At 63.8% G+C, this 15,048-nt stretch carries 18 protein-coding genes; 4 read left to right on the forward strand and 14 right to left on the reverse strand.

From position 1 onward, the window contains the following. Positions 1 to 23: 23 nt before the first annotated feature. On the forward strand, positions 24 to 902 hold the full coding sequence (locus QYC26_RS10915; protein WP_317512249.1) for an LOG family protein: 879 nt from the start codon (positions 24 to 26) through the stop codon (positions 900 to 902). A 117-nt stretch (positions 903 to 1,019) separates the two neighbouring features. Here QYC26_RS10915 and QYC26_RS10920 read toward each other — a convergent pair whose 3' ends face one another. Next, complete coding sequence (locus tag QYC26_RS10920; protein ID WP_317512250.1) at positions 1,020 to 1,646, reverse strand: cytochrome c family protein; 627 nt, start codon at positions 1,644 to 1,646, stop codon at positions 1,020 to 1,022. A gap of 115 nt (positions 1,647 to 1,761) precedes the next feature. Between QYC26_RS10920 and QYC26_RS10925 the strand changes: the two genes are divergently transcribed. Beyond that, positions 1,762 to 2,661, forward strand: a complete 900-nt coding sequence (locus QYC26_RS10925; protein ID WP_317512251.1) for a prephenate dehydratase — start codon at positions 1,762 to 1,764, stop codon at positions 2,659 to 2,661. 99 nt (positions 2,662 to 2,760) lie between these two features. Here QYC26_RS10925 and glpX read toward each other — a convergent pair whose 3' ends face one another. After that, positions 2,761 to 3,735: a class II fructose-bisphosphatase gene (gene glpX / locus QYC26_RS10930; RefSeq protein ID WP_317512252.1), complete on the reverse strand. Its 975-nt coding sequence runs from the start codon at positions 3,733 to 3,735 to the stop codon at positions 2,761 to 2,763. Between the two features lie 172 nt (positions 3,736 to 3,907). Here glpX and QYC26_RS10935 point away from each other — a divergent pair, with 172 nt between their 5' ends. After that, complete coding sequence (locus QYC26_RS10935) at positions 3,908 to 4,315, forward strand: hypothetical protein (RefSeq protein ID WP_317512253.1); 408 nt, start codon at positions 3,908 to 3,910, stop codon at positions 4,313 to 4,315. A gap of 3 nt (positions 4,316 to 4,318) precedes the next feature. Here QYC26_RS10935 and QYC26_RS10940 read toward each other — a convergent pair whose 3' ends face one another. From QYC26_RS10940 to QYC26_RS10955, 4 genes are all read right to left on the reverse strand, one after another. Next, positions 4,319 to 5,611 carry a homoserine dehydrogenase gene (locus QYC26_RS10940; protein ID WP_317512254.1) on the reverse strand — a complete coding sequence of 431 codons (1,293 nt, stop codon included), beginning with the start codon at positions 5,609 to 5,611 and terminating at the stop codon, positions 4,319 to 4,321. Between the two features lie 86 nt (positions 5,612 to 5,697). Continuing rightward, the gene (locus QYC26_RS10945; protein ID WP_317512255.1) at positions 5,698 to 6,144 is read right to left on the reverse strand and encodes a DUF3597 domain-containing protein; all 447 of its coding nucleotides are present in this window, start codon (positions 6,142 to 6,144) and stop codon (positions 5,698 to 5,700) included. A gap of 122 nt (positions 6,145 to 6,266) precedes the next feature. After that, entirely contained in the window at positions 6,267 to 6,947 is a 681-nt protein-coding gene (locus tag QYC26_RS10950) for an MnmC family methyltransferase (protein ID WP_317512256.1), read from the reverse strand. Between the two features lie 159 nt (positions 6,948 to 7,106). Beyond that, on the reverse strand, positions 7,107 to 7,967 hold the full coding sequence (locus tag QYC26_RS10955) for a hypothetical protein (protein WP_317512257.1): 861 nt from the start codon (positions 7,965 to 7,967) through the stop codon (positions 7,107 to 7,109). Between the two features lie 175 nt (positions 7,968 to 8,142). Here QYC26_RS10955 and rarD point away from each other — a divergent pair, with 175 nt between their 5' ends. Next, positions 8,143 to 9,054, forward strand: a complete 912-nt coding sequence (rarD, locus tag QYC26_RS10960; protein ID WP_317512258.1) for an EamA family transporter RarD — start codon at positions 8,143 to 8,145, stop codon at positions 9,052 to 9,054. A gap of 16 nt (positions 9,055 to 9,070) precedes the next feature. On the opposite strand, the gene QYC26_RS10965 is transcribed toward rarD, so the two are convergent. From QYC26_RS10965 to QYC26_RS11000, 8 genes are all read right to left on the reverse strand, one after another. Further along, positions 9,071 to 10,444: a cytochrome P450 gene (locus tag QYC26_RS10965; RefSeq protein WP_317512259.1), complete on the reverse strand. Its 1,374-nt coding sequence runs from the start codon at positions 10,442 to 10,444 to the stop codon at positions 9,071 to 9,073. 136 nt (positions 10,445 to 10,580) lie between these two features. Continuing rightward, complete coding sequence (locus QYC26_RS10970) at positions 10,581 to 11,114, reverse strand: glycine zipper 2TM domain-containing protein (protein ID WP_411197591.1); 534 nt, start codon at positions 11,112 to 11,114, stop codon at positions 10,581 to 10,583. A 105-nt stretch (positions 11,115 to 11,219) separates the two neighbouring features. Next, on the reverse strand, positions 11,220 to 11,447 hold the full coding sequence (locus tag QYC26_RS10975; protein ID WP_317512260.1) for a hypothetical protein: 228 nt from the start codon (positions 11,445 to 11,447) through the stop codon (positions 11,220 to 11,222). Positions 11,448 to 11,480: 33 nt separating this feature from the next. Continuing rightward, positions 11,481 to 11,909: a PilZ domain-containing protein gene (locus QYC26_RS10980; protein WP_317512261.1), complete on the reverse strand. Its 429-nt coding sequence runs from the start codon at positions 11,907 to 11,909 to the stop codon at positions 11,481 to 11,483. 130 nt (positions 11,910 to 12,039) lie between these two features. Next, positions 12,040 to 12,378: a PilZ domain-containing protein gene (locus QYC26_RS10985; RefSeq protein ID WP_317512262.1), complete on the reverse strand. Its 339-nt coding sequence runs from the start codon at positions 12,376 to 12,378 to the stop codon at positions 12,040 to 12,042. Between the two features lie 93 nt (positions 12,379 to 12,471). Beyond that, positions 12,472 to 13,173: a DUF4893 domain-containing protein gene (locus QYC26_RS10990; protein ID WP_317512263.1), complete on the reverse strand. Its 702-nt coding sequence runs from the start codon at positions 13,171 to 13,173 to the stop codon at positions 12,472 to 12,474. Positions 13,174 to 13,322: 149 nt separating this feature from the next. After that, on the reverse strand, positions 13,323 to 13,724 hold the full coding sequence (locus tag QYC26_RS10995; RefSeq protein ID WP_317512264.1) for a group II truncated hemoglobin: 402 nt from the start codon (positions 13,722 to 13,724) through the stop codon (positions 13,323 to 13,325). A gap of 110 nt (positions 13,725 to 13,834) precedes the next feature. Beyond that, positions 13,835 to 14,869, reverse strand: a complete 1,035-nt coding sequence (locus QYC26_RS11000) for a hypothetical protein (RefSeq protein ID WP_317512265.1) — start codon at positions 14,867 to 14,869, stop codon at positions 13,835 to 13,837. Between the last annotated feature and the right edge of the window lie 179 nt (positions 14,870 to 15,048).

The raw sequence follows: 15,048 nt of genomic DNA on the forward strand, positions 1-15,048 counted from the left end.
CATAAGCGAGTAGAGATGGGCGGATGACAAACACTTCGACTGTACCCAACCGCGTATTTCCCCAGGCAAAGCAGGATGCCGAAACGGCGAAGCAGGGCGCGGCCACCGCCCAGACGGCGGATCCCGCCTATAAGCTCGCCTTTCAGGACACCGAATTCCTGCTGCGCGAGGATCTTCGTCCGATCCGCTTCCAGCTTGAACTGCTCAAGCCCGAACTGCTTCTCGAAGAAGCCAAGATCGGATCGACGCTCGTCTTCTATGGTTCGGCGCGCATTCCCGAACCCGCCCAGGCTGCCGCGCTGCTCGATGCCGCCACCGACGATCGCAGCCGCAAGATCGCCGAACGGCTCGTCGCCAAGTCGCATTATTACGACGTCGCGCGCGAACTCGCGCGGCTCGCCAGCGAATGCCCGCGCGATGTCGACGGCAAGCGCCAGTTCGTGATCTGCTCGGGCGGCGGCCCCTCGATCATGGAAGCCGCCAATCGCGGCGCTGCCGATGTCGGTGCGGAATCAGTCGGGCTCAACATCGTGCTCCCGCACGAACAGGCGCCCAACGAATTTGTCACGCCGTCGCTCAGCTTCCAGTTCCACTATTTCGCGCTGCGCAAAATGCACTTCCTGCTCCGCGCGCGCGCCGTTGCGGTCTTCCCCGGCGGCTTCGGCACGTTCGACGAGATGTTCGAACTGCTCACGCTCATCCAGACGGGCAAGGCCAAGCCGATGCCGGTGCTGCTGTTCGGCCGTGAATTCTGGGAACGCGTCGTCAATTTCGAGGCGCTCGCCGAGGAAGGCGTGATTTCCTACAAGGATCTCGAGCTCTTCCGCTTCGTCGAAACCGCCGAAGAGGCCTGGGCGATCATCCGCGAATTCTACGATCTGGCGCCCTGCGGCAGCTTCTGATCGCGGGCGGCGTGGTCCGGTTGCATCGCCACCGGGCGCGCTGAACGCAAAACCCAAAACAAAAAGGGGCGGCCATTATCTGGCCGCCCCTTTTTCGTTCGCTTCGCGCGTTCCGCGTCAGTGCGCGGCGGGCGCTTCCGCATTGGCCGCCGGTGCCTCGGCATTGGCCGGTGCTGCTCCTGCGTCCGCTGCTGCGGCTTCCGCCGGGGCTGCGCCTGCTGCGGGCAGCGGCAGGTTCGACCCTTGCGTGTTCATATACGCGATCAGGTTGGCGCGATCTTCGGGCTTGGAAAGGCCGGCGAAGGTCATCTTGGTGCCCGGCGCATATTTGCGCGGGCTGGCCAGCCATTTGTCCATGCCGGCAAAGTCCCAGTTGCCCGCAACGCCCTTCAGCGCGTCGGAATAGGCAAAGCCCGGAACATGGCCATGCGCCTTGCCCAGCGCGCCCCAAAGATTGGGGCCGATGCCGTTTGCGCCACCCTGGTTGATGGTGTGGCAGGCCACGCACTTCTTGAAGACGTCTGCGCCCTTGGCCGGATCGGCGGTGGGCAGAAGCGTCGCAATGTCCACTTCGGCTGCGCCGCCGGCGCCCCCGCCAGCGTTCGGATCGGCGTCCGCCACTTCGAAGCCCGGCTTTTCAGGAGCATGCTCCTTGAAATACATCCCGCTCGCGATTGAAGTGCCCAACGCCACGATACCCGCAGCCAAAACCCAACCCGCAAATGTGTTGAACCTGTCGTCCATTGAAACCCCTCTGCTCTCCCGGGCACATTTGGGGTTTCCTTTATAAGCGCAAGTTCATAACCGCAAGCCATGCCTTGCTTGGGAAGTAGTTAAGTCTTAAGCGCAGCGCCATATCATGGAAAATTATCCTCTCCCCGCTCGCCACATTGTTCAGCAGATGGTGGACGCCGCCGCGCAGGATCCCGCGCGTGCCGTGACCTTTCAGGGCGCGCCCGGCGCGAATTCACACATCGCGGTCGAACAGATGTGCCCCGATGCGATCGCGGTGCCCTGTTTCAGCTTTGAAGACGCGATCGATGCGGTAAAGGAAGGCCGCGCCGACCGCGCGATGATCCCCATCGAAAATTCGCTCCACGGCCGCGTCGCCGACATCCATTTCCTGCTGCCTGAATCTGGGCTGGTGATCATCGGCGAACATTTCCTGCCGATCCGCTACAGCCTGATGGGGCAGGGCCCGCTGGACGGCGTGCGCGAGGCGACGAGCCATCCGCAGGCGCTGGGCCAGTGCCGCAAATGGCTGCGCGCGCGCGGCATCCACCCCGTCGCCTATGCCGATACGGCGGGCGCGGCCGCGCTGGTGGCGGAAATGAACGATCCCAAGGTCGCGGCGATCGCACCGCCGCTCGCCGCCAATCTCTACGGGCTCGAAACGCTGGCCGAGGGGCTGGCCGATTCGGATGACAACACCACGCGCTTCGTCCTGCTCGCGCGCAACCCCGTGCCCGTGCCCGCGGACGGCCCGGTGATGACGACCTTCGTCTTCGAGGTGAAGAACATCCCCGCCGCGCTCTTCAAGGCGATGGGCGGCTTCGCCACCAACGGCGTCAACATGACCAAGCTCGAAAGCTATCAGCGCGGCGCCAGCTTCGCGGCCACCGAATTCTTCGCCGATATCGAGGGCAAGCCCGGCGATCCGGCGGTCGACCGCGCGCTCGAGGAACTGCGCTTCCACACCAAATGGGTGCGGCTGCTCGGCACCTATCGCCAGGCGCGCCCGCGCACCGTGGCGGGCTGAGCGTGATCGGATAACGACAAAAAGAAAAGGGGCGGAAAGACCGATCTTTCCGCCCCTTTTTCATGTCCGGCCCGTTTTCAGGGCCGGATGAACCGGGAATCAGCGCGGCTTGCGGTGCTCGCCCTTGACCCAGCGCACGGTGCCCGAGCTGGCGCGCATCACGACGCTTTCGGTTGTCATCAGGTCGCCCTTGCGGCGCTTCACGCCTTCGAGCAGCGAACCGTCGGTCACGCCGGTTGCGGCGAAGATGCAGTCGCCCTTGGCCAGTTCCTTGAGGTCGTAGATCTTGTCGAGATCTTCGATGCCCCATTTGCGCGCGCGCGCGCGTTCGTCGTCGTTGCGGAACAGCAGGCGGCCCTTGAACTGGCCACCGACGCAGCGCAGTGCCGCCGCCGCCAGAACGCCCTCGGGCGCGCCGCCCGAACCCATATAGATGTCGATCGTCGTGTCGGGATCGGTGGTCGCGATCACGCCGGCCACGTCGCCATCGGGGATCAGCATGATGCCGCAGCCGATTTCGCGCAGTTCGGCGATAAGCTTTTCATGGCGCGGACGGTCGAGCACGCAGACGATGATTTCGGCGGGGCTCACGCCCTTGGCAGCCGCCACGGCTTCGACGTTCTGGCGCACCGACTTGTCGAGGTCGATCACGCCTTCGGGATAGCCCGGGCCAACGGCCAGCTTGTCCATATAGACGTCGGGGGCGTTCAGCAGATTGCCTTCCTCGGCGATCGCGAGCACCGCAAGCGCGTTGGGGCCGGCCTTTGCGGTGATCGTCGTGCCTTCCAGCGGGTCGAGCGCGATGTCGATCTTGGGGCCGGTGCCCTGTGCCGCGCCAACCTTTTCGCCGATATAAAGCATCGGGGCTTCGTCGCGTTCGCCTTCGCCGATGACGACGGTGCCGTCCATGTCGAGTTCGTTCAGCGCCGCGCGCATGGCCTCCACGGCAGCGGCATCGGCGGCCTTTTCGTCGCCCCGTCCGATCAGCTTGGATGCGGCAATCGCGGCGGCCTCGGTGACCCGGACCATTTCAAGCACCAGGACACGATCGAGAATGCGACTTGCTTCCACCATATTTGCCATCTTTCCTTGAAATCAGTTCCCGCGCGATAGGCGAGCGCGGCCGGATTGTCGAGAATGACATGGGCAATTGCACCGCTCGATTGGCGGCGATCGTCGCTTTTCAAAGCATTACTTGCGTGTTTGGCGATAGTGGTGTCCGCTTGGGTACGAAAGGCGAACCCGCATGACGAAGGCGCTGTTCCTTGTTCTGTGTGCGATCATGCCCGGTCTTCCTATGGCTGCCGGTGCGCAAGAGGCGGCCGCGTCCGATGTCGATCAGGCGATGCAGCGTTACGACGCGCTGACGCGAAGCGCTTCGGCGCGTTGCAGCGGATCGACCATGGGGGACGAGATTCTGGTCTGTGGGCGCGGGGACCGCGATCGTTTCCGGCTGCCGCTGCCCGATGAACGCCATGTCGAAGGCGATCGGCGGGTGCGGGGAGAGGTGCCAACGGCCTCGGCCGCGCGGGTACGTTCGGGCAGTTGCGGAATGCTTTCCACCGACACATGCGGTGGTGGCTTGCCCTTGATCGGTGCGGCGGCGCTTGTCGCCAAGGCCGCCGCGCGTCTCATCGATCCCGACGCCGAATAACCCTCAGAAATCGAGGATATGCATCAGCATCGGCTGGCCGGTCAGGCTCGCCGATCCCGACAGGCGTTCCAGTGCGTCGACGACGCAGCGCTCGGCGCACTGGTGCGTGACCAGCGCGATGATCACGCCCGAATCGCTCGATACGCCGCGCTGGATGAAGCTTTCGATCGAAACCCCCGCATCGCGCATCGCGGTCGCGATCTCGGCGAGCACGCCGGGGCGGTCCTGCACGCTGAGGCGGATATAGGAACGGCCGACGCGTTCGCCCGCATCGGCGCGGCCGGGTTCGGACATCGCCGAAACCGGCATGGCAAAGGCGGTGCCATATTCGCCGCGCGCCACGTCGATCAGGTCGGCAACAACGGCCGATGCGGTCGGGCCGTCACCCGCGCCCGCGCCCTGGAACAGCAGGCGGCCGACGAAATTGCCCTCGGCCACGACGGCGTTGAGCGATCCCGCGACATGCGCCAGCGGGTGGCTGACGGGGACGAGGCAGGGGTGAACGCGCTGGAACAGGCCGTGGCCATTGGCTTCGGCCACGCCCACCAGGCGCACCTTGAACCCCAGCTGTTCGGCCTCGAAAATGTCGGCGGCAATGACGTGGCGGATGCCCGCCGTGTCGACACCGTCGAAATCGAGCGTGCTGCCGAACGCCAGGCTCGCCAGAATCGAAAGCTTGTGCGCGGCGTCGACGCCGTCAATGTCAAAGCTCGGATCGGCCTCGGCATAACCCAGCGCCTGCGCCTCGGCGAGCACCTCTGAAAAGTCGCGGCCATCCTTTTCCATCGTGGTCAGGATGTAATTGCAGGTGCCGTTGAGGATGCCGTAAACCCGCGTGATCTCGTTGGCGGCCGCGCCTTCGCGCAGGCCCTTGATCACCGGGATGCCGCCGGCCACCGCCGCCTCGAACTTCAGCGCAACGTCCTTGCCGTCGGCGATCTCGGCCAGTGCCACGCCGTGATGCGCGATCATCGCCTTGTTCGCGGTGACGAACGCCTTGCCCGCGGCCAGCGTGCGGCGCGCCAGCGCCAGCGCCGGGCCGTCCGATCCGCCGATCAGCTCAACAACGACATCCGCGCCGCTCGCCTCGGCCAGCGTCGTCATGTCGTCGACCCATTGGAAGCGGGAGATATCGACGCCGCGATCCTTCGAACGGTCGCGCGCCGAAACCGCGACGATCTCGATCGGGCGTCCGGCGCGGCGCTGAATCAGCTCGCGGTTCGCGTCGATCAGGCGAATGACGCCGCTGCCCACGGTTCCCAGTCCCGCCAGCGCTACTTTCAGCGGCTCCGCCATGATCTTTCCTTCTCCCCGCAACAAAACAGGCCCGCCTCCTAGGCCGAGGAGGCGGGCCTTGCCAAGTGCTTCGGGTGGAAAGCGGGCTAGTCGCGCAATTCTTGGGGCACGATACCGCCATTTTCAGCAAGTTCCCGCATGACCTGGCGGTGTAGCCACAAGTTCATTGCGGCGCTGTCGCCCATATCGCCCGGATAACCCAGTTCGCGCGCCAGCTCGCGGCGATTCTCCAGGCTCGAATCGAGACCGAGCAATTTCATCAGATCGACGATCGACCGCCGCCAGTCGAGGCTCTGTCCGGCGGCGGCGGCGCGCGTGTCGAGGATGGAGGCCACATTCACCCGGCTCGTCGCCGCAGGCTGGTGCGCGGGCGCGCCGGGCACGGCGGCCGGGTCCTTGGGTTCGAGCGACGTGGTTTGCGGATGCGGCATATGCTGTGGAGGCGCACTCGCCGGTGCCGCAGGGGCGGTGGCCGGCTCGGGCACCTTCTTCTTGCCGAAGATCGCGTCCTTGATCGATCCGAAAATGCTCATGGCCATCTCCTCAACGAATATGCGCTTTTCACGAAAACCCACAGGGCGTTCTTTTGGTTGCACATATCGGTGGGGCTAGGGCTGGGGCAGACGGTCGGGGCAGCGGGGCGGAGACGGGCGGGTCAGGCCTTTCCGGCTTTTGTCGCGAACCAGATCACGTGGCGCGCGCCCTTGCCGTTGCTGCGCGCACGCACCGCTACTTCGTCGACGCTGAACCCTGCCTCGGCCAGCCGCCGCGTGAACGCCTTGTCCGGCGCGGCCGACCACACTGCCAGCACCCCGCCGGGCTTGAGCGCGGCCTTTGCCGCCGCCAACCCCCGCGCCGAATATAAGGCGTCGTTGCCTACGCGCGTCAGCCCATCGGGGCCATTGTCGACGTCGAGCAGGATGGCGTCATAGCTGGCGTTGGCGCCTCGGATCACCGCCCCCACATCGCCCAGGACAAGCTGCACGCGCGGATCGTCGAGGCATCCCGCCGCCAGCTCGGCCATCGGCCCGCGCGCCCAGCTGATGATTTCGGGCACCAGTTCGGCAACGGTCACCTGCGCGCCCGCACCCAGTTCCGCCAGCGCCGACCGCAAGGTGAAACCCATGCCATAACCCCCGATCAGCATGTGCGGCGCCGCCCGCGCGGCCAGCCGTTCGCAGCTCATCACCGCCAGCGCTTCCTCCGACCCGCTCATCCGGCTGCTCATCAGCTCGTTGCGATCGAGGACGATCATGAAGTCCCCCCCACGGCGGAACAGCCGCAGCTCCTGGCCGCCGGGGATATTGGCGGTATCGATCAATTCGCGCGGGGTCATTCCGGGGCACTCCAACAAGATCAGGCCATCATCTCTCCCCCTTGGGGCACGCCCCCGCTCGCGGCAATCCGAAAGCGCGCGGCCGTTGCAGATGGCGTCGGCGGTCGCGCGATGTCGCGCGGCTTCGACGAGAGCGAGTTCTGCTGAAATGCTCCCGGATCAGATGCCGCTAAGCTTTGCCTGCCAGTCATGGTCGTCAGGTGCGCGCATTGCCGTGCCGACGAAATAGAGATTGGGCATCGGGTCAAAAGCCTTGCCCGCGATGCGCGCGTCAATCGAATTTTTGCGAAGTGCGGAGTTCCTGTCGGGATCGAGGTAACGAACCTTGAGCGGGTGGTATTTGAGAAATTCATTGTCCCGCATCATCCGAAAAAAGGGCGCGGCTATAAAGACTCCCCTTAGTCCACGTACCGAGAATACCGGATGAGCGATGTCAGCCTCGGACTTGATCGCCACAGGCTTTCCGACGGTGAAAGAACCAGCGAGCCAACGCGGGTCTACTTTCTCGTAATATTTACCTTGGCCCGGCACGCCATCGCCATCGTGATAGACCTTGTCCGTCAATGCATAGAAGTCAATAATATCGATAATATCCAATGGCTTCCAGAAGAAGCCTTCCCCAACAAGCGTGCGGTTGGATGCAATATAAGGTGAATTTTCGTGATCATGGGGCGCGTAGAATTTTAGCGGGTAAAATTCTTGCGTTTCAATTTGGAGTGTTTTTAGCGCAGATCGAAAGTCACGAGTAATTGCAAATCCAGAACTCTCACCAGAAAGCCCGACGATATGTGGCAGTCCATGCTTGTGCACTTCGCTTAGTGTAGCATCGGTTAAAACCGATAAATTCTCAGGAAATTCTGCGGCAATTGTCCCAATTCCATTGTTGCGGCCAAGAAGATTGTATATTTTTTCTGAGATGTTTGAATTTTTTAAGAAATTATTTTCAGAATACCGATTATATCCTCGAATGGGAGAAAGTTGCAAAAGGCAATTTTGTTGGAGTAAATCAACATCGCTCATGAAATCTCCATTGCGATTTGTGTTTTATTTATTGTACGTGATGGATCAGTAAATATCATCATGTGGGCGTAATAAATATTTCGTCGTTTCAGGCACCTAATAGCTCACGACCTTCCACGCACCCAAGCTGTAATCCGCTATGCCCTTGTGCGCGTCGCTGGGCTAAAGCCGGGCCATGACGCAGCAGCAGGATTCGGCGCGGGCCGGCATAATGTACGGGCTTGGTGCCTATCTCATCTGGGGGTGCCTGCCGGTCTTCTTCAAGCTTTTGGCCGATGTCGCGCCCGCAGAGCTGGTGGCGCAGCGCGTGATCTGGTCGGTGCTGTTTCTCGCGGTGCTCGTCGTCCTCAAGCGGCGCGTGGGGGAAATTCACGCGGCGTTCGCCAATCCCCGTGCGATCCTGATCCTGATGTGCACCGCGCTCCTCATCGGCGCGAACTGGCTCATCTATGTCTGGGCGGTGGTGAACCACCATGTGCTTGAATCGAGCCTTGGCTATTTCCTCAACCCGCTCGTCAACGTCGCGATGGGCGTGCTCATCCTGAAGGAAAAGCTTGGCCGTGCGCAGATGGTGGCGGTGGTGCTCGCCGGGGTCGGTGTCACCGTGCTCGCCATCGGGGCGGGGTCTGGCCTGTGGATAAGTCTCTCGCTCGCGCTCAGCTTCGCGGCGTACGGGCTGCTCCGCAAGATCGCGCCGGTGGATTCGCTCGTCGGCCTCTCGGTCGAAACGCTGCTGCTCTGCCCGCTCGCGATCGGCTATGTCGCCTATCTCCAATGGGGCGGCCAGCTTGCCTTCGGGCAGGATGCGGGCACAAGTGCGCTGCTCGCCTCGGCCGGGGTGGTGACGGCGGTGCCGCTCCTGCTCTTTGCGGCGGCGGCGCGGCTCCTGCCCTATGCCAAGCTCGGGCTGCTCCAATATCTCTCGCCCACGCTCCAGTTCCTGCTTGCGGTGGCCGTTTACGGCGAACCGCTCACCCAGGCGCATCTCATCTGCTTCGGCTTTATCTGGACGGGGTTGGTGATCTTCGCCGCAAGCGGGCTACGCGACGCGCATCGTCGCTCGGTCGCGCTGCGCGCCGCCGCCTGACCGCTTCTATGCGGGCTCAGCCGGAAAGCGGAACGATCCGCACCGGCAGCCCACCGCGCGGCCGGGGGATCGGCCAGACCTGCCATTCGATCGGCGCGGTGCCGATCGGCTCGATCCGGTAATCTTTCAGCAGGTGGAACAGAAAGATCTTCGCCTGCAGATAGGCAAAGTGCAGCCCCAGGCACATATGCGCGCCGCCGCCAAAGGGCACCCAGGCATATTTGTGCCGTGTCCGTGCCGCCTCGGGCGTGAAGCGCATCGGATCGAACCGGTCGGGTTCCGGCCAGATCTCGGCCATATGGTGCGTATAGGCTGCGCTCACGCCGACAAAGGTGCCCGCCGGGAAATCATAGCCGCCAAAGGAAAAGGCGCGGATCGCGCGGCGCGGCAGGCTGGGCACCGGCGGCATCAGCCGCATCGTTTCCTTCATCGCCTGCTCGGTCAGCACCATCTCGTCGATCCGGTCGTGCGGCAGGCTATCGCCGTTGATCCCCAGATCGCGGATTTCGGTGCGCAGCCGCTCCTGCCAGTCGGGGTGGCGCGACAATAGCCACGCCATCGAGGTCAGGCTCGATGTGATCGTGTCGTGCGCCGCCATCATCAGGAAATTGAGATGGTCGAATATCTCGTCATCGCTGAGCAGCCGTCCGTCCTCATGCTCGGCGCGGCAGAGCTGGCTGAACATGTCCTCGCCCGTGCCCTGTCGCCGCGCGGGGATCTGCCTGCCGAAATAATCGAGCAGGAAGGCGCGGCCCGCCACGCCCCGGCGCATCGCGGTGAAGGGCAGGGGAAAGCGCACGACCCCGATCGTGGCCTGGACCATGTCGACAAAGGCGGTGTTGATCCGGTCCGCCTCTGGCCCCAGCGGGATGCCGAGAAACGATGTCGCCGCCAGATCGAGCGTCAATTTCTTGATCTCGGCGTAAAAGCGGATCTCGCGCCCCGCCCATTGGGGCAGGCGGGCGGCGATGCCGTGGTTCAGATGCTCGGCATAATGGCGCATCGGTGCGGGCTTGAACGCCACCGACAGCGTCTTGCGGTGCGCGCGGTGCTTGTCGAAATCCATCAGCATCAGCCCGCGCGGGAAAAGCAGGTTGAGCATCGGGCCCCAGCCCTGTTCGGATGAGAAAACCTTGTCGCGGTCGAACAGCACCAGTTCATTCGCCTCGGGGCCGAGCAACTGGACGGTGCGCCCGCCAAAGCTGTTGATCCGGTAGACCGGGCCGTAACGCTCGACCATCTGGCGGGTAAAGGCAAAGGGGTTGGCCAGTTGCGCCAGCGTGGTGCCAAACACCGGCATTCCGTCGGTGCCGGGCACATGATCGAGCATGCGCGCCGGGTTGCGCGGCAACCAATGCGCATTGGCCTTGAAGGTGCTTGCATATGCCACCAGCCACCCCTTCGATTATTTACATCAAGGTAAATAAACTGAGGGGGTGGCCGTGGCAAGATTGGGCGCCGGCCCGCACAAAGGGGGGGGAGGGGGCTGTGCGGGCCGGCTATCGGGTCAGAACGGTCAGCCGGTGTTAGCGGCAGCGCATCTCGCCACGATCGACTTCGCGGCCCAGCAGCGCGCCGGCACCCGCGCCGATCAGCGCGCCGATGGTCTTCGAACCGCCGGGGGCGATGGTGTTGCCCAGCAGGCCGCCCACCGCGCCGCCGATCAGCAGGCCGGTCGTGCCGTCGTCGCGGCGGCAATAATAACGGCCGTTCGATCCGCGATAGACGCGGTCGTTCCGCGACAGGCGGCGTTCCTTGTAATAGCGGCCGTCGCGATAATAATCGTCGGCATAATAATTGCGCTGGCCGCGCTCGTAACGGTTCCAGTCGTAATTGCGGTACTGGCGCCAGTCGCGATTGCGGTCGCGATCCCGGTCGCGGCGGGCTTCGCGCACGTCGCGGCGATAGTCGCGCTCGGCATCGCGCACGTCGCGGCGATAGTCGCGCTGCGCGTCGCGCACATCCTTGCGATATTCGTGATTACGCGGCGGATCGGCCAGCGCGGGCGTCATCGGCGTCAGCACAGCCAGCGCGGCGGCAATAAGGGTCAGCTTCTTCATGGTGGCACTCCATTCCTCTACGCCACAAAACGTGTTGTTTATAGAATGGGTTGCGTGAACGGAAAACTACAGCGCGTTCATCCGCCGGAAAGGCGGAACGGCGGGCTACATCAGCAGATAGCGCCGCTTTGCGGGCGCGGGGCGGGGCTTGGCCTCGGGCGTGGTGAAGCGGATGGCGACCATTCGGCGCTCGGCGCGTATTGCCTCCGTCCGGCTGGCATCCGTCTGATCCGCACAGGCGATCCGGATCGGCTCGCGCGCGGCATGGCCTGCGGCGGGCATTGCCACCAGCCCCAGCCCCAGTCCGGAAAGAAGAGAGAGTCCCAGCTTCATCGCGCGGGAAGTTTATGCCCCGCGCGCGGCGATTCAACCGATTATGACAGAGCTGTCGGGCGCAGACGGATTAGGCGCTTCGCCGGAAGGGGTAGTGCGGGTCTTGCCGCGCGTCGCGCGTGCGCGCTTGGGCGGGGCTGCCCCGGTTGCCGCGAGAATCGCGCGCAGCTTCGAAAGCTCGACTTCCTCCGCAAATTCCGCGCCGAACTGCTCATCCTTCACCCAGACGATGCGCGCGATGATCGTGCCAAGCGCGGGCAGGCGCACGCGCACGCGCTGGTCGGCTTCGAATTCGCCGTTGGTTTCCGCCATGAAACCAAGCGAGGAGATGTTGCGGATGACGATATCGACGCCGTGATTGCCCGAGGCGCGCATGGTCGTCGACACCAGGATGTTTTCACGCGTGGCGCGTCGCTGGTTCTGGACTGGCGATTCGAGCGCCACTTTCGCTGCGATGTGCACGATACTTCTCCGGGTTGGGCTTCGCCTTCCTCGCGTGAAATCGTTAACATCTGGTAAGGATTTGTTTTTTGCCAATTCCGAAAGAGGGTTAAGGCAAAAGCGGCGGCATCGTCCGCCCCGCCTTAGCGCCTTAGTGCGCCGTCTGGCCGGCCGCGGTGATTCCCAACACCTGTTGCAGGCGCAGCGGATTGACCGCGTTCAGAAATTCGCCGCCCACCTGTCCGCATTTCGACCAGGCGATGCGCGCCAGCACCGTGCCGAGGCACGGCAGCTTGAGACGGACAAAACTGCCCTCGGCAATGTCGCTGCGGGTTTCGGCCATGAAACCCTGTTCAGACAGGTTGCGGACAACGACGTTGATGCCGTGATAACTTTGCGCACGCATCGTCGCGTTCATTTCGACGGGGCGTCTGGCAGAGCCGCGCTCCACCGGTACGGTCTCAACCGCCATGCGCGCCGCAATCCGCATCCTGCTGCTCCCCGAATCACCCCAGAACAGGCTTAGAACGCAAAAGTTAACGAAAGATCGCTGGTCGTAACAGTACCGTTTTGAACCTGACGGTCAGGGATTGGCGCGCGACATCGGGGCAACAAGCGGCACCATCTCGATCACGTCGAGGCGCGATTGCGCCACCGGGCTTGGCATCACGATCCGCCAGCGAAACGCGCCCACGCGCTCGACCCTGCCCACCAGATTGCGATCGTCCTTGTCGCCATATGCGGGAACGCTTTTTTCCGCGCCCAGCGCCATCGCGCCGAGAAAGACGAGATGCTTGTCATCGCCCGGCCAGATCCGACCGGCGGGGCGTTCGGAGCCTTCCTCCTTGGTGAACAGGAGAAGCGGTCCCTCGACACCGATATAGCAGGTGAAGGGGCGATAAGCGACAAAACCGCGCGCCGCGCGGCTGCCCTCGGGCAGGCGCCACACCCGGCATTCATAGCGCCCGGGCGATGGTTCGGGCCGCTCCAGTGCCACTTCGGGGTCAAGCAGATCCCCCGCCGCGCGCAGCGTGCGCATGCCTTCGCCCGGCCGGATCGCCGAAATCGCGTCGGCCCAACGGGCCGCCAGCGCGTCGATCCGCGCGATATCGGGCGCGCGGGCAATATTGCGCCACTCGGGGCGGATATCTTCTTCGGGCGATATGGTCACGCGGGAAGGGGGGGCGGGGCGCTCCTGCTTTGCGCAGCCGCTCGCCAGCAGCAGCACGGTCAGAAGCGGCGGTAGCAGGCGCAGCGGCGCGGTGCGGATGAATGATATGGGCATCGACCCTCCCCGGCCGCGCGTTGCGATTCGATGCCGTCAGTGGCGGGAGGGATGATAGGAAGGAAAACTATCGCAAAAAAGAGGGGGGTGGCAGCGTAAGATGATGAACGAGCGGTTCAAAAGGCGTAACGCCCCGAAAACGCGACCGATCAGGCCGCCTCGGTCCGGTTGATCATCCCATGCGCCATCCGGCCCAGCGCCTCGGCCATCTGCGATCCCAGATGTTCGTCCAGCCCGGGCTCCGCCGCGATCGCGCGGATCATCGCGTTGATCCACTGCCCGGCAATGTCGGTGGTGATCGCAAAGCCGTTGTGCAGCGACATGATGCACCCCTTGCCCGGCGTCTCGAACCAGTCGCGCGGGCCGCCCAGCCAGCCGGTGATGTAGCTGGCAAGCCCTTCGCGCACCGGGCCCAGATCGGGGCCATGCACCGCGCGCAGCCCGGCATAATCGGGGTCGCTCTCGATCAGGTCGTAAAACCGGCCGACAATGGCATCGACGGCGGGCTTGCCGCCAACAAGGTCAAAGGGCGTGGGGCTGGTATCGGACACGAACGGCTTCCTCGTCGATGCTTGGGGGCGCTGAATGCACCCGGGGCCCTTATCGCATGGGCACGCGGGTGCAAACCTTGACCAGGATCAATTTGCGCGCGGGTTGAGGGTCAGCCGCGTTCGGATTTGACGAAGATGCGCTGGTCCTTGCGCGCGGGATACCAGTTGATCACCGGTTCGGGCCCGTTCACGACGATCAGCGGCGCGCTATAGGCCTTGATGTCGGCGTCATAGATATCGACCACCACGGGCGCGGTCGTCTCGAATAGGAAGACGGGGGAAGTGTTGCCGCTCACCGCGCGGACATAGGGGCGGCTGATGACATAGCGCGAGCCCGCACCGCCGTGGAACGAGAAATGCGCCGTGCCGCCGATCCCGCCGCGCTTCACCGGGGTTTCGCTGCGGCAATGTTCCAGCCGCCCGGTGTTCCACAGCCGGTAGTTGCGCTTGTTGCCGCGCGCGAGGCATTCGGACAGCAGCACGCCCGTTGATTTGGTGTCGAAGCCGCCATCGGCATTCTGGGTGGCGATGCAGGCATGGTAATGGATGCCCGCATTGCTGCGCTCGTCGGAAAAGCCGTCGCCGTTCCAATATTGGCTCTGGGTGCGCGCCACCTCGGCAAAGCGGTGCGCCTCGCAGCGGCGGAAATACATGTCGCGCGCATTGTCCACCATCGCAAAGCCGACGCAGTAGCGCGCGCCATCGTCGGATCCATAGGCAATGCAATCCTCGAACTGGCCGTTGCGGCTGTCATATTTCAGCTGGAACATCCCCCGGTCGATCTTCTGCGCAACGATCCGGCGAAAGACGAAATTGGTGATCGGCGCCGCCGGGCCGCCCTCCACCGTCGAATTTTCGAAGAAGCGGTAGAAATTGCTCCCGCCGCAATCCTCGATCACCACCCGGTCCGCGCCACCCGCCGCGACACGGATCGCGCCATTGCCGAAATCGTCAAAGGTCGAATTGCGGATGCGCATGCCGGTGGTGGCATGGATCGCGGTCCCGCCTTCCATCCCGACATCGTTCACCGGGCGGGTGCCGCGAAAGGCGCGGCCGTCGATTGTTTCCGCCGCGTCCGCGCGCGTCGCAAAGGGCAGGATCGCCCCTGCGGCGATGAAACTCCGTCGAGACCAATGGCTTGTCATATGCGCGCTCCCTTTTCGTTATGGCCGGGCAACGTTCGGGCTTCGCGAATTGTTGCGGCGCAGCAGCTCCATTCGCCGCATTTGGCGAACGATCACGATCCGTCATCCATCGCGTTTGACTTCTCGGGCTGCCACCGCCTTAGTGCCCGCAAAACAGATGGAGAGGATGGAATGGCCGA

Origin of the sequence: Sphingomonas sp. C3-2 (assembly GCF_033025475.1) — a bacterium.
Classification (GTDB): Bacteria; Pseudomonadota; Alphaproteobacteria; order Sphingomonadales; family Sphingomonadaceae; genus Sphingobium_A.